The sequence below is a fragment of the Hymenobacter qilianensis genome, from assembly GCF_014638675.1.
GTDB classification, from domain to species: Bacteria; Bacteroidota; Bacteroidia; order Cytophagales; family Hymenobacteraceae; genus Hymenobacter; species Hymenobacter qilianensis.
Window position 1 is genome coordinate 539797 of sequence record NZ_BMFN01000002.1, and the last position, 12692, is coordinate 552488.

At 55.4% G+C, this 12692-nt stretch carries 10 protein-coding genes; 7 read left to right on the forward strand and 3 right to left on the reverse strand.

Translation table 11 applies throughout. From position 1 onward, the window contains the following. Positions 1 to 196: 196 nt before the first annotated feature. Positions 197 to 1354, forward strand: a complete 1158-nt coding sequence (locus IEW06_RS10145) for a sigma-54-dependent transcriptional regulator (protein WP_188548210.1) — start codon at positions 197 to 199, stop codon at positions 1352 to 1354. 310 nt (positions 1355 to 1664) lie between these two features. Here IEW06_RS10145 and IEW06_RS10150 read toward each other — a convergent pair whose 3' ends face one another. Then, positions 1665 to 2666, reverse strand: a complete 1002-nt coding sequence (locus IEW06_RS10150) for an acyl-CoA synthetase family protein (protein WP_187732438.1) — start codon at positions 2664 to 2666, stop codon at positions 1665 to 1667. 116 nt (positions 2667 to 2782) lie between these two features. On the opposite strand from IEW06_RS10150, the gene IEW06_RS10155 reads away from it, so the two are divergent. After that, the gene (locus IEW06_RS10155; RefSeq protein WP_187732439.1) at positions 2783 to 3349 is read left to right on the forward strand and encodes a hypothetical protein; all 567 of its coding nucleotides are present in this window, start codon (positions 2783 to 2785) and stop codon (positions 3347 to 3349) included. A gap of 80 nt (positions 3350 to 3429) precedes the next feature. On the opposite strand, the gene IEW06_RS10160 is transcribed toward IEW06_RS10155, so the two are convergent. Continuing rightward, positions 3430 to 5850: an alpha-ketoacid dehydrogenase subunit alpha/beta gene (locus tag IEW06_RS10160; RefSeq protein WP_187732440.1), complete on the reverse strand. Its 2421-nt coding sequence runs from the start codon at positions 5848 to 5850 to the stop codon at positions 3430 to 3432. 275 nt (positions 5851 to 6125) lie between these two features. On the opposite strand from IEW06_RS10160, the gene IEW06_RS10165 reads away from it, so the two are divergent. The 4 genes from IEW06_RS10165 (at position 6126) to IEW06_RS10180 (ending at position 10947) form a co-directional block, all read left to right on the forward strand. Beyond that, entirely contained in the window at positions 6126 to 6869 is a 744-nt protein-coding gene (locus IEW06_RS10165; protein ID WP_262891921.1) for a DUF1573 domain-containing protein, read from the forward strand. Positions 6870 to 7039: 170 nt separating this feature from the next. Beyond that, complete coding sequence (gene ald / locus IEW06_RS10170; RefSeq protein WP_188548212.1) at positions 7040 to 8167, forward strand: alanine dehydrogenase; 1128 nt, start codon at positions 7040 to 7042, stop codon at positions 8165 to 8167. A 259-nt stretch (positions 8168 to 8426) separates the two neighbouring features. Further along, complete coding sequence (locus IEW06_RS10175) at positions 8427 to 9029, forward strand: SMI1/KNR4 family protein (RefSeq protein WP_187732443.1); 603 nt, start codon at positions 8427 to 8429, stop codon at positions 9027 to 9029. 10 nt (positions 9030 to 9039) lie between these two features. Then, the gene (locus tag IEW06_RS10180) at positions 9040 to 10947 is read left to right on the forward strand and encodes an LTA synthase family protein (RefSeq protein ID WP_188548213.1); all 1908 of its coding nucleotides are present in this window, start codon (positions 9040 to 9042) and stop codon (positions 10945 to 10947) included. A 119-nt stretch (positions 10948 to 11066) separates the two neighbouring features. Here IEW06_RS10180 and IEW06_RS10185 read toward each other — a convergent pair whose 3' ends face one another. Then, positions 11067 to 11531: a type I restriction enzyme HsdR N-terminal domain-containing protein gene (locus tag IEW06_RS10185; protein ID WP_187732445.1), complete on the reverse strand. Its 465-nt coding sequence runs from the start codon at positions 11529 to 11531 to the stop codon at positions 11067 to 11069. 213 nt (positions 11532 to 11744) lie between these two features. On the opposite strand from IEW06_RS10185, the gene IEW06_RS10190 reads away from it, so the two are divergent. Next, positions 11745 to 12518, forward strand: a complete 774-nt coding sequence (locus IEW06_RS10190) for an AMP nucleosidase (protein ID WP_188548214.1) — start codon at positions 11745 to 11747, stop codon at positions 12516 to 12518. Positions 12519 to 12692: the final 174 nt, after the last annotated feature.

Genomic DNA, 12692 nt, shown 5'->3' on the forward strand with positions numbered 1-12692 from the left:
CGGCGACCGATTTTGTTTTTGGTAGTCTGGGTGGCAAATATGGAAGGCAGACGCCTGAAAATTAAATAATTACAATTTTTCATGTGTATTGTGTTCTTTCCTCATTGAATCCTTCAATAACTTTACTCACTAAACGGGTAATGCTTTTCGTTACCTTCGCTACACCCTCAGTATTAATTTATTCTGCTCTCAGCTTATGCCCAAAATCCTCATTATCGACGACGAAAAGTCGATTCGCAATACGCTAAAGGAAATTCTGGAGTACGAAAGCTACGCCGTTGACCAGGCCGAAGACGGTCCGTCCGGCTTGGATATGCTTATCAAGAATAAGTACGACGTGGTGCTCTGCGATATCAAAATGCCCAAAATGGATGGGCTGGAGGTATTGAGCCGCGCGCAGGAATTGGCCCCCGACGCTGCTTTTATTATGATTTCGGCGCACGGCAGCATCGACACGGCCGTGGACGCCACCAAAAAAGGCGCCTACGATTTCTTGCAGAAGCCACCAGACCTGAACCGCCTGTTGGTAACGGTTCGCAACGCCCTCGACCGCACGAAGCTAGTAACTGAAACCAAGACGCTTAAAAAGAAAATCGCCAAAAGCTCCGAGATGGTCGGCAACTCGCCGGCGCTGGAGCAGGTGCGCAAAGCCATTGCAAAAGTAGCCCCCACCGATGCCCGCGTACTCATCACGGGGCCCAACGGCGCTGGCAAAGAGATGGTAGCACGCCAGCTGCACGAGCAAAGCAACCGCGCCAACGGACCGATGATTGAGGTTAACTGCGCCGCTATTCCTTCGGAGCTGATTGAAAGTGAGCTGTTTGGTCATGAAAAAGGCTCGTTTACCTCGGCCGTAAAGCAACGCATCGGCAAGTTTGAGCAGGCGCACGGCGGCACGCTGTTTCTGGATGAAATCGGCGACATGAGTCTGTCGGCTCAGGCGAAAGTGCTGCGGGCCTTGCAGGAAAACAAAATCACCCGCGTGGGGGGCGAAAAGGAAATAACGGTGGACGTGCGCGTACTGGCCGCTACTAACAAAAACCTCCAGCAGGAAATCGCGGAGCGCAACTTCCGCGAGGACTTGTATCACCGCCTCTCGGTTATTCTTATCCAGGTTCCGCCTCTCAACGACCGTCGCGAGGACATCGGCGACTTGGTGCAGAAGTTCCTCGACGATATTGCCCGCGACTACGGCAACAAGCCCAAAACCGTCACCCCCGAAGCGCTTGCTTATTTGAAGAGCCTCGACTGGCGCGGTAATATCCGGGAGCTGCGCAACGTGGTAGAGCGCCTGGTAATCATGAGCGACGACACCATTACGGAGTCAGACGCTAAGATGTATTCAGGCAAGTAGCGGCCGTTCAACGAGGGCCTCATCCCCCGGCCCCCTCTCCCAAAAAGAGGAGGAGCCTGACGCTCGGCCTACACCGCACCTTCCGCTCTCGCTCCAGGTACGGCTACCTGTTTTAGTAGGTTAAGTTCAGTATAAAAAAGCCCCCCAGATACACGTCTGGGGGGCTTTTTTACATTTTAGAAACAATAATTCGGTTGCGGAGGCGGTAGCCGACGCAGCCGCGTAGAACGACTAACGTTAGGCTCCCCCTCTTTTTGGGAGAGGGGGCCGGGGGGTGAGGCCCTCGTTGAACGACCCGAACAGGTCAAACTTACACCATCTGATTACAGCCGCGCACATCGGAGTTATCCAGCCGCCCGAGCACTTCAAACGAGCCATCGGAGTATTGGCGAGCTAAGTCTTTGGTTTCGATGAAGGCGCAGGAATCAATATTTGCCAAATCAATGACATTAATAGCGCCAGCCGGACGCGTGGCATCGACTGAAAACGGGTCGGAGGGCTCGCGGAGCAGAATGCGCAGGCCTGGGGGGCAAAAAAAGCGGCCGTCGCCGGTGCTATAGGCTTGAGAAAGCAACTCGGTCATGCCGTATTCGGAGTGAATACCCTGGGGCCCAAAAGCCGTTTGTAGCTCAGCATGCAGCTCTTCCCGAATCATTTCGCGCCGCCGCCCTTTCATACCACCAGTTTCCAATAACGTGAGCCCCAACAACTCGGGTGCGCCTGCATAGGCGGCCACTAAATCGAGCAGGGCATACGATACGCCCAAAAGCATTACCTGACGACCGGAATTGCGCTTGGCCGTGGCCAGCGCCTGCAACAAAGCTTTGTGGTCGTGGAGGAAAAACGCGGGCTGGGTTTGGCCCGATGCCTTGGCAAAATATTCAACCATAGCCACCAAGGAAGATTGCCCCTGCTCTAAGTAGGAAGGCAGAAGCGCCAGGAAAATCCAGTTGGTAAGGGCGCCGTAGGTTTGTTCGAAGATGCGCGCGGCATTCTGACGGTACAAGGCAGGATCGCGCAGGAGGTGGCGGCTCCGTTGCTGCTGGGTAGTGCCGCTACTCAGAAAGGTTTCCTGCGGCGCCCAGTCGGCGGGAGTGGTGCGTACCTCGTGCGTTTTAAAGAACTCGATGGGCAGAAATGGTATATCCGTCAGTGCATGAACGTCGTTGGGGTCGCGGCCCAGCGCAGCCAGGTATTCGCGGTATGGGGGGCAATTCTGAGCCTGATGCTGGAATAAGCGCAGGGCCGTTTGCTCAAAAGCGGCAGCGGATATAGCAGGCAAAGCGCGGAGGTGCTCATCACGGAAACTCATTGCAAAACAGTGGGGTTAAAAGCTAGATATAACAAACGCAGCACGTCTTCGTTGAGAAGTTGTATCTTCCGTTCTGGCTGAAAAGGCCGCGTTCGACCCGTCTTTTTTACTCTGATATGAAACTACTTCGTACTCTTCGGACAAGCACGCTGCTCCTGCTCACGGGCCTGGCAGTGTCTTCTTGCCTTGAAATGCCTGATTATCCCGAAACACCTTCTATTAGCTTTAAAAGCATTTCCTCCGAGCGCGTTTCCGATGGGTTTGGTCTCTATGATCGGGTGACCATAACCGTCAGCTTCAAAGATGGCAACGGTGACCTGGGCCTACGGGAAGAAGATAAAGTAGAAGGTTCGCCCTGGGCCAGACTGAATCCTGATTTGACGCTAAACCCATTCTACAATAACTACTACATTACCCCCCTTATTCGGAATGCGGCCGGTGAGTTCCTTCCGCTGGAGCTGGATAACCCGAATGACAATTATAACAGCACTTATCCTCCTCTGGATAAAGACAGTAATGGGCGCGAAACACCGTTGCGCGGCGATCTAAGCTTTACCACGGACTTTTTTGCTGGTGACCCTTTAAAACCAGGAGAAGTTGTACGCTTCGAAGTCTTTATCTACGACCGCGCACTGAATAAAAGCAACACCATCATCACGGACCCCATCACGATTCCGCGCTAAACGCGCTTCGTTATTAATCAGAGATAAGAAAACCCCGACTGAGCCTTTCCAGTCGGGGTTTTTCGTGTTGACTTGGGTGCTTAATAGATGGCTGGGAAGCGCTTAGGATCGGTTTCCTGCATCATCTCATACACCGTATCGAATACATCTTCGGCGTTGGGCTTGCTGAAGTAGTCGCCGTCGGAGCCGTAAGGCGGACGGTGGGGCTGAGCGGCCAGGCAACGAGGCTGGGAGTCGAGCAAGCGGTAGGCCTGCTGGTCGTCGAGCACGTGCTGCATCATGTAGGCCGTAGCGCCGCCGGGCACATCTTCATCGGCAAAAAGCACACGGCTGGTTTTGCGGATGCTGTCGGCAATGACATGCTGCAAATCGAAAGGCAGAAGCGTTTGTACGTCAATTACTTCCACCGAAATGCCTACCTCACTTAATTGCTTGGCGGCATCCAGTACAATGCGGCACATCGAGCCGTAGGTTACGATGGTCACGTCGGTGCCGGCTAGCAGCACTTCCGGCACGCCCAACGGTAAGGTAAACTCGCCTACGTTCTGCGGAATGCGCTCCTTGAGGCGGTAGCCGTTCAGAGGCTCGATTACCAGGGCGGGCTCGTCGCTGCGTAACAAGGTATTGTAGAAGCCGGCAGCCTGTGTCATATTGCGGGGCACGCACACATGCATACCGCGTATGCTGCTCAGAATCATGCCGATGGGTGAGCCGCTGTGCCAGATGCCCTCCAGCCGGTGCCCGCGCGTACGCACAATAAGGGGGGCTTTTTGGCCACCCTTGGTACGGTACTGCAAGCACGCCACGTCATCCGACAAAATCTGGACGGCATACAACAGATAATCAAGGTATTGAATCTCCGTGATGGGTCGCAGGCCGCGCAAAGCCGCGCCGATGCCCTGCCCCACAATAGTGCACTCGCGAATACCGGTATCGGTCACGCGCAGTTCGCCGAACTTCTCCTGCAAACCGGCAAAAGCCTGGTTCACATCCCCGATACGGCCCACGTCTTCGCCGATGGCAAAAATAGTGGGGTCGCGGCGGAAGTTAGCGTCGAAGCAAGCCTGCAATACTTCGCGGGCATCCACCTGGGGGGCATTTTCGACAAATTTGGCGGGCTCCACCTCGATGTTCAGCGCCGCCTGCTCGCTTTGGCTATAGAGGTAAGAGTTGTAGCGGTCAGCGTTTTCGGCGAGCGCCTGATCCAGCCATTGTGATAGCTCGCGGCGACTGGCGGAGCGCTGCTGGTCGCGGGTGAAGCGCAGGGCTTTGCGCACGGTGCGCACCAGGTCGGCGCGGATGGGTGCAGGATTGTGCTTTAACTGCTCTACCATTTCGTGCAGAGCGTTCTGCTGGCCGGTTTCGTTTACCAGCTTTTCCAGCAGGGCCGCTACCTCGTCGCGCTCCTGCTTGATGGGGTTGAAAAAAGCTCCCCAGGCCGCGGTGCGCGCCTCGCGCACGGTGTTCTTCGCTTCGTTTTCCAGCTGATCCAGCTCCTCGGCGGTGACAACTTCTTCCGAGAGCAGCCACTCGCGCATTTTGAGCAGGCAATCGTGCTCTTCCTCCCAGGTCAGGCGGTCCTTGGTTTTGTAGCGCTCGTGCGAGCCCGACGTGCTATGACCCTGGGGCTGCGTTACTTCCGTTACGTGAATCAGCACCGGCACGTGCTCGCGGCGGCAAACGTCGGCGGCGCGCTGATAGGTATCCAGCAGAGCCGGATAGTCCCAACCGCGAACCACGAAAATCTCGAAGCCTTGCTCGCCGGGCGCATCGCGCTGCAAGCCGCTCAGAATGGCGCTGATGCTTTGCTTACACGTTTGATATTCAGCCGGAACGGATATACCGTAGTGGTCATCCCATACCGACATCAGCATCGGAATCTGCAATACACCGGCAGCATTCAGGGCCTCAAAAAACATTCCCTCCGAAGTGCTGGCATTGCCGATAGTACCGAAGGCCACCTCATTGCCGTTCACACTGAACTGCGTCCGATCGTGCAGCTCGGGGTTCTGGCGGTACAGCTTAGAGGCGTAAGCAAGACCCACGAGGCGCGGCATCTGCGAAGCCGTGGGCGACACGTCGGCCGACGAATTCTTCAACTCCGCGAGGTTCTTGAAATTACCGTCTTCGTCGAGCAGGCGGGTGGCGAAATGGCCGTTCATGGCTCGGCCACCGGTGGCGGGCTCGGCTTCCACGTCGGGGTGAGCGTACAGCTGAGCAAAGTATTGCTGCAAGGTCAGTTCGCCGGCGGCCATCATAAAGGTCTGGTCGCGGTAGTATCCCGAGCGGAAGTCGCCGGGCTGAAACACGCGGGCCATGGCCAGTTGGGGCAGCTCTTTGCCGTCGCCGAAGATGCCAAACTTGGCCTTGCCCATAAACACTTCCTTCCGACCAGCTAAGGAAGCGTGGCGACTTTCCCAACCCAAGCGGTAGTCATGGAGCAGGTCTTCTTTGCTGAGAGTGGCCGGGGTGACGGCTAGTGCGGATTCGGCAGTGGACATAAGGAAGAGTGGGAATAAGGCAGGTGGTGGCGGTCGGCATAACTGGGGGTGGGGCCGTCCGTTTTGCAAAAGTACGGATTTGGGCGCGATGCTGATGAAATGCCCCCCAGAGCCCCCTACGAGGCCGGACACTTTTTGTCTATCTTTGGGGTATCACGCCGTGCTGCTTGGTTCTGCTACATCTAGTTAAAGCCAGAAGCGCTGTCTTGGGTTTCTTCCTTTCACGTTATCATTTTATGAAAAACCGCGCCTCTCTCCTATTTGCTCTGGTCCTGATGCTCTTCTGTTTTTCGGCCCAAGCGCAGGGTGTTATGACATTCGAAAAAGAGCAGCACGACTTCGGCAACGTGCCCGAAGGCACGATGGCCACCCACGAATTCAAATTCAAGAACACTGGCAATCAGCCTATTATTATTGCCACCGTGCAGGCCTCCTGCGGCTGCACCACCCCCGACTGGACCAAAACGCCCGTGCTGCCCGGCAAAACCGGTATGGTGAAAGCCGTGTACAGCAGCGCTGGCCGCCCCGGCGTGTTCAACAAAACGGTGACCGTAACCAGCAATGCCGCCACGCCGAGCACCACCTTAACTATCAAAGGCACCGTACTTGGCCCGGAGGAAATTAAGGCCAGCCTCACGCCTGCTCAAAAAGCGATGGCGCCCCGCCTCGTCCTCGACCGCACCGCTCACGACTTTGGCAAGATGGAGGCCGGTCAGCAGCCTTCGGCTCGGTTCACGGTAAAAAATACGGGCAAGCAGGATTTGCTGCTGGGTATGATAACCTCGCCCTGCAACTGCGTAGGCTACAAAAAAGCCCCCCAACCCATTAAGCCGGGCCAAAGCGCTGTGGTGGAGATTCTCTACGCGCAGCGCCAGATTGGCCAAATGACGGATGTAGCCACGCTCAACTCCAACGCTGTAGAAGGTCCTGCCAAGCTCACCATTAAGGCCAATGTAGTGCGCGATCTGAACGCGGCCAGCATGGTAAAAGAAAGCGCCACGGCTGTACCGTTTAAGTAGCACGAACTTTTAGTTCGCATATCACCGTAGATGGTAGAAGGCATTGAAAAATGCCCCCCAACGTCATTGTTCAACGATACGCGAACTGAAAGTTCGTGCTACTCGCCACATTGCCTATCTTTGCGGCCGTTTTCACCCCTCGTCTTCCACCCAATCTTCACTTCTCTGCCATGATCATCGGCGTACCAAAAGAAATCAAGAACAACGAAAACCGCGTAGGCCTGACGCCCGCTGGCGTTGCTGAGTTGCGCAAGCACAACCATACTGTCTATGTACAGGCTACTGCCGGCCTAGGTAGCGGTTTTCAGGATGCCGAATACGAAGAAGCCGGCGCGCTGATCCTCGCTACCATCGAGGAAGTATACGCTCAGGCTGAGATGATTGTGAAAGTGAAAGAGCCGATCAAGGAGGAGTATAGCCTGATCAAAGAAGGCCAGCTGCTCTTCACTTACTTCCACTTTGCCAGCGGCGAGGAGCTCACCCACGCCATGATTGAGCGCAAAGCGGTATGCCTGGCTTATGAGACGGTAGAGCTGCCCAACCGCGCCCTGCCTCTGCTCATTCCGATGAGCGAAGTAGCCGGCCGCATGGCACCGCAGGAAGGCGCTAAGTATCTGGAGAAGCCGCTGAAAGGCCGCGGCATTCTGCTGGGGGGCGTTCCTGGAGTGAAGCCCGCCAATGTGCTGGTACTCGGCGGTGGCATTGTAGGTACGCAGGCTGCGAAAGTAGCTGCCGGCCTCGGTGCTCAGGTTACCATCATGGATATCAGCCTGAACCGTCTGCGCGAGCTCGACGACTTCATGCCCAAGAATGTAATTACCCAGTACTCCAACGAGTACAACATTCGCGAAGCCATCAAAACTGTTGACCTCGTAGTAGGTGCTGTGTTGATTCCGGGTGCAAAAGCCCCCCACCTCATCACGCGCGACATGCTCAAGACCATGCGCCCCGGCACTGTGCTCGTAGACGTGGCCGTGGACCAGGGCGGCTGCATCGAAACCTGCAAGCCAACGACCCACGAAGACCCGACCTTCATCATCGACGATATCGTGCACTATTGCGTGGCCAACATGCCAGGCGCTGTGCCTTACACTTCTACCCTGGCTTTGACCAACGCTACGTTGCCTTACGCCGTGCGCTTGGCTAACCTGGGCTGGCAGGAAGCTTGCCGCCGCGACCCAGCTTTGCGCCTGGGCCTGAACGTGGTAAACGGCGAAGTGGTGTACCAAGGCGTAGCCGAAGCCTGGAACCTGCCGCTGGTGAGCGTTGACTCTGTATTGGAGCCAGCCCACGCGTAAGTATCTATTTGTGCTAAAAAGCCTTCCCGATACCTCATCGGGAAGGCTTTTTAGTTGATGAGTGTTGTATTCGCTGGCTTAAACATAAATGTACAGCTTGCTTGATACAACAGTTCTTACGAGTAGAGACGCAACATTTTGCGTCTGGTCGTTGCTGATGTTGTTTAATTGATTGTCTTGACTTGGATTGCTCAAAAACTAGTCGCAAAATGTTGCGTCTCTACTTGGCACTCTGCTTATAAAATTGCTCTAGCTATTGATGAAGGGAATTATTTATACCGGCGAGACCATCACCGACCACAAGCTATTAGCCATGCTGCCCAAAGAACTGCAAGCCTTTCTGCGGCAGCACAATGGCGTAGTGGCATACTTCGGCGGCCTGCATATTCGGGGCTGCTGTACTGAGCCGGCGTGGCACTCGTTGCGGGAGGCCTGGCAAGGCGAGCAGTCTTTGCAAAAAACCTACGACACCGTTCTGAAGAATGACATTCCATTTGCCCAGGACTGCGTGGGCAACCAGTTTCTGCTGCGCCAGGGCGAGGTCGTTTTTCTTGACACGGAAACCGGAGAAATAGCGCCGCTGGAGGTTGATTTCAAGCATTTCCTGATCGGCGCGGATAAGTTTCCGGTCGATGCTTTGGGCTTGGAGCCACTGCGGCGGTGGCAGCAACAGGGAGGCATGCTGGCTCCCGGTCAGTTGCTACATGTGTATCCGCCGGTTTGCATTGCTGCCGATACCGATAAAGCAACTCTAGCAACTGTTTCAGCGCCAAAGCGTCTGGCTTTCCTAGCTGACTTATATCGCCAAATCAAGCACTTGCCCGACGGTCAGGCGCTGACTATAAAGCCGTTGCAGGATTAGATTTCTTAGAATGCCGTCTCCTCTTTTACGCCTGCTACTTCGTCGCTTCGCTCTTCTGCTGGGTGTTTATGTGCTGTTGCGCGCGGGCTTCTACTGGGCAAATCAGGAAGTATTTCGGGAGGCATCGGGACCGGAGGTGGTGTGGGCATTCTGGCACGGCTTCCGGTTTGATATTGCGGCCCTGCTGCTGCTGAATCTGCCGTTTCTGCTGCTGTCAATGGTGCCGCGGTTTGACAAAGGCTGGCAGGGTTTGGTGCGCGGCGTCTATCTTACCTTGAACGCCACGGGTATGGCGCTCAACATTATTGACAGCCAGTACTTTAAATTCATCGGTAGGCGCACTACCGATGAGCTATTTACCATTACCGGCGACATTCAGCGGCAGGCAGGCCAACTGGCTTTTCACTACTGGTTTCTGGTGCCGCCGTTCGTGGTGTTGTTTGGGTTGCTGTGGTATTTCTACCCCATGCCCACGGCTGCAATTTTGCCCCCCAGCCCAATAAAAAGTTCCCCGTCACGCCGCCTCATTCGACCGCTGCTGGCGGTGGTGCTTATAGCGGCACTCACAGTTGTTGGCATCCGGGGCGGCTTGCAGCTCAAGCCGTTACGCACTGGCCACGCCTTCGTGCAAGTGCCACCGGTGTTGGGGCATCTGGCACTGAACAGCACCTTTACTTTTCTGCGCAGTCTGGGCTATCAGGCCGTGGAAAGGCGAACCTATTTTCAGTCTGATGCGCAATTGCAGCAAGCCTTGGCGCCGCGAATGCCAGACGCCAACCCCGGTGCCCCGCGCGACAACGTAGTTATTTTGCTGCTGGAAAGCTTTTCCTCCGAGTACACCGGCATTGAGAACGGGGGCCGCGGCTACACGCCTTTCTTCGATTCGTTGGCCGCTGGGGGGCTTTTTTTCCACGACCACTACGCCAACGGCCGCCGCTCCATAGAAGCCTTGCCGGCCGTGCTGGCAGGTATGCCGGCATTGATGGAAAGCCCGTTTATCACCTCGAATTTTCAAACCAATGAGCTGCACGGCCTGGGCGAGTTGCTGGGACGGCAGGGCTATGCCACATCGGTGTTTCATGGGGCCGAGAACGGGACGATGGGCTTTAATACGTTTGCCGGCATGGTAGGCGTGCAGCAGTATTTCGGGCTCAATGAATATCCCGACGGCGCCCAAAGTCCCGACTTTGATGGGCACTGGGGCATCTTCGATGAGCCTTACTTACAATACTTTGCCCGGCAGCTAAGTAAGCAGAAACAGCCGTTTTTCTCTACCGTTTTCACCCTCACTTCCCACGAGCCGTTCCCGGTGCCGACGCAGTACAAGGACCGCTTCACTCCCGGCAAACTACCCATTCACGCCTCCATCGGCTACACCGATTTCGCGCTCCGGCAGTTTTTCAAAACGGCCGCCCAGCAGCCCTGGTACAAGAATACGCTGTTCATTCTGCTGGCCGACCACACCTCCCAGACGCTTACGCCCGAGTATCAAAATACCTTAGGCAGCTACAAAACACCCCTGCTACTGTTCCACCCGGGCCGGAAATTGCCCCCCGCCAACGTGGGTCGCATCACCCAGCAAGCCGATATTCCCGCCACCGTGCTCGATTATCTGGGCATGGCTCCTGGTGGCAAGCTGCTGCCTTTTGGCTATTCCGTATTCGACACGCTGGCCAACGGTCGCGCCTTTTTCCTCACGGGCGGCTCGTATTATCTTGTTCACAACGACTATGTTACGGAGCTGACAGCCGACGACAAGGTACGCCTCTACCCTTACCAACGCCATAATTTGCCCCCCACGCCCATCGAAAACGCTGCCAAGGCCCAACAGTACGGCCGGGAGTTGCGGGCCAGCGTGCAGTATCTGACCAATGGGCTGCTGGATAACTCACTATACAAATTACCTGAGCAAGATTAACTCATCTGTCATGCAGAGCGCAGCGAAGCATCTCGCTCGCTGATGTTGCAATACTAAATCTAACGACCGCGAGCGAGATGCTTCGCTGCGCTCTGCATGACCTCCTATCTTAGACCCTTTTACGCAATCAGAGCTAGCGCTTGCGGGTAACTGGGAATTTCAGCTAAGCGCTGATTGTTTTTCTGAGCGAAGTCAACCAGCCAGCAATAGTGCTGCAAGCCATTGGTTAACAACAGAAACGGCGCTCCAATCGTCTGGTTATAGGTGGTAACCTGGTGCGCAACGGCAGCCGTGATGGGCACCGTGGCAGCCTTACATTCTACCAATAACAGTGGCGCCCCGCCGGGCCCGAAAGCGCAGATATCGGTGCGTTTCTGGCGTTGGTTGTAGGCGTGGCCGCGCTCAAGGCTAAGCAAGCTCCGCGGGTAGTTCAAATGCCCCGTGAGGTAGTGCACCACGTGCTGGCGCACCCACTCTTCGGGCGTGAGCACCACGTTTTTGCGGCGCAAGACATCCCATATCAGGGAGTTTGCGCCTGATTTTGTAAGTTTGTACTCGAAAGGCGGCAGGTCGAGGGCTTGCATCACCTCCAAAGGTACGGCCCGGAATCACTGCTTCCGCTTTTCACCCGCTGTACCGTCGTTCGAAAGTGCGACGGTTTTTTGTTTAAATGGCTAAATGGTCTTGGGTTGAATGGCTGGTCGTCTTATCACTTTGTTGGACAATCAGCTATTTAACCTCCAACCATGTAGTCCTTTAAAACAGCCATTTAACCAACAACCATTTAACCCCACCCTATGAAGAACAAATCCGCGATAGTGGAGAACTGGCTGCCGCGCTATACCGGCGTGCCACTCAAGGAGTTTGGGCAGTATATCCTGCTTACCAACTTTATCAATTACGTGAACATGTTCGCTGAGCAGTTCGACGTCGAGGTGCGGGGCCTAGATAAGCCCATGCAGTCAGCCACAGCCAATGGTATTACGATCATCAACTTCGGCATGGGCTCGCCCATGGCGGCCACAGTTATGGATCTGCTGTCGGCCATCAAGCCCAAGGCGGCTTTGTTTCTGGGCAAATGCGGCGGTTTGAAAAGCAAAACCAAGCTCGGCGACCTGATTCTGCCCATCGCGGCTATCCGCGGCGAGGGTACTTCCGATGACTATCTGCCGCCTGAAATCCCAGCCCTTCCCTCCTTCCGCTTGCAGCGGGCCGTGTCGTCGATGATCAAGAAGCACGAAAAGGACTATTGGACCGGTACCGTGTACACCACCAACCGCCGCGTGTGGGAGCACGACGACGCGTTCAAGGAGTACCTACGCCAGATTCGGGCAATGGCCGTTGACATGGAAACGGCCACGATTTTCGTGGTGGGCTTTATAAACGAGATTCCCCACGGGGCCCTGCTGCTGGTAAGCGATAACCCAATGACACCCGAAGGCGTGAAAACCGCCGAAAGCGACTCGAAAGTAACCCAAGGCTACGTGCACACGCACTTGCAGATCGGCATCGACTCGCTGATTGAGCTGAAGAACTCCGGCGAATCGGTGAAGCACATGCGCTTCGAGTAAGCAGGAAGCCTGAATTTAGAAGTAGCTGGCATTATTAAAACAGAACGTCATGCAGAGCGGAGCGAAGCATCTCGCGTGCAGTCGTTGGATTTTCTAATCTGACAACCGCGAGCGAGATGCTTCGCTCCGCTCTGCATGACGTTCTGTTTTATGCCTACTAATGCGTTTGCTTTA

Coding starts and splice junctions, on each gene's coding strand:
- IEW06_RS10145 (WP_188548210.1), top strand. CDS start 197: ATGCCCAAAATCCTCATTATCGACGACGAAAAGTCGATTCGCAATACG.
- IEW06_RS10150 (WP_187732438.1), bottom strand. CDS start 2,666: ATGAGTTTCCGTGATGAGCACCTCCGCGCTTTGCCTGCTATATCCGCT.
- IEW06_RS10155 (WP_187732439.1), top strand. CDS start 2,783: ATGAAACTACTTCGTACTCTTCGGACAAGCACGCTGCTCCTGCTCACG.
- IEW06_RS10160 (WP_187732440.1), bottom strand. CDS start 5,850: ATGTCCACTGCCGAATCCGCACTAGCCGTCACCCCGGCCACTCTCAGC.
- IEW06_RS10165 (WP_262891921.1), top strand. CDS start 6,126: ATGCTCTTCTGTTTTTCGGCCCAAGCGCAGGGTGTTATGACATTCGAA.
- ald (WP_188548212.1), top strand. CDS start 7,040: ATGATCATCGGCGTACCAAAAGAAATCAAGAACAACGAAAACCGCGTA.
- IEW06_RS10175 (WP_187732443.1), top strand. CDS start 8,427: ATGAAGGGAATTATTTATACCGGCGAGACCATCACCGACCACAAGCTA.
- IEW06_RS10180 (WP_188548213.1), top strand. CDS start 9,040: ATGCCGTCTCCTCTTTTACGCCTGCTACTTCGTCGCTTCGCTCTTCTG.
- IEW06_RS10185 (WP_187732445.1), bottom strand. CDS start 11,531: ATGCAAGCCCTCGACCTGCCGCCTTTCGAGTACAAACTTACAAAATCA.
- IEW06_RS10190 (WP_188548214.1), top strand. CDS start 11,745: ATGAAGAACAAATCCGCGATAGTGGAGAACTGGCTGCCGCGCTATACC.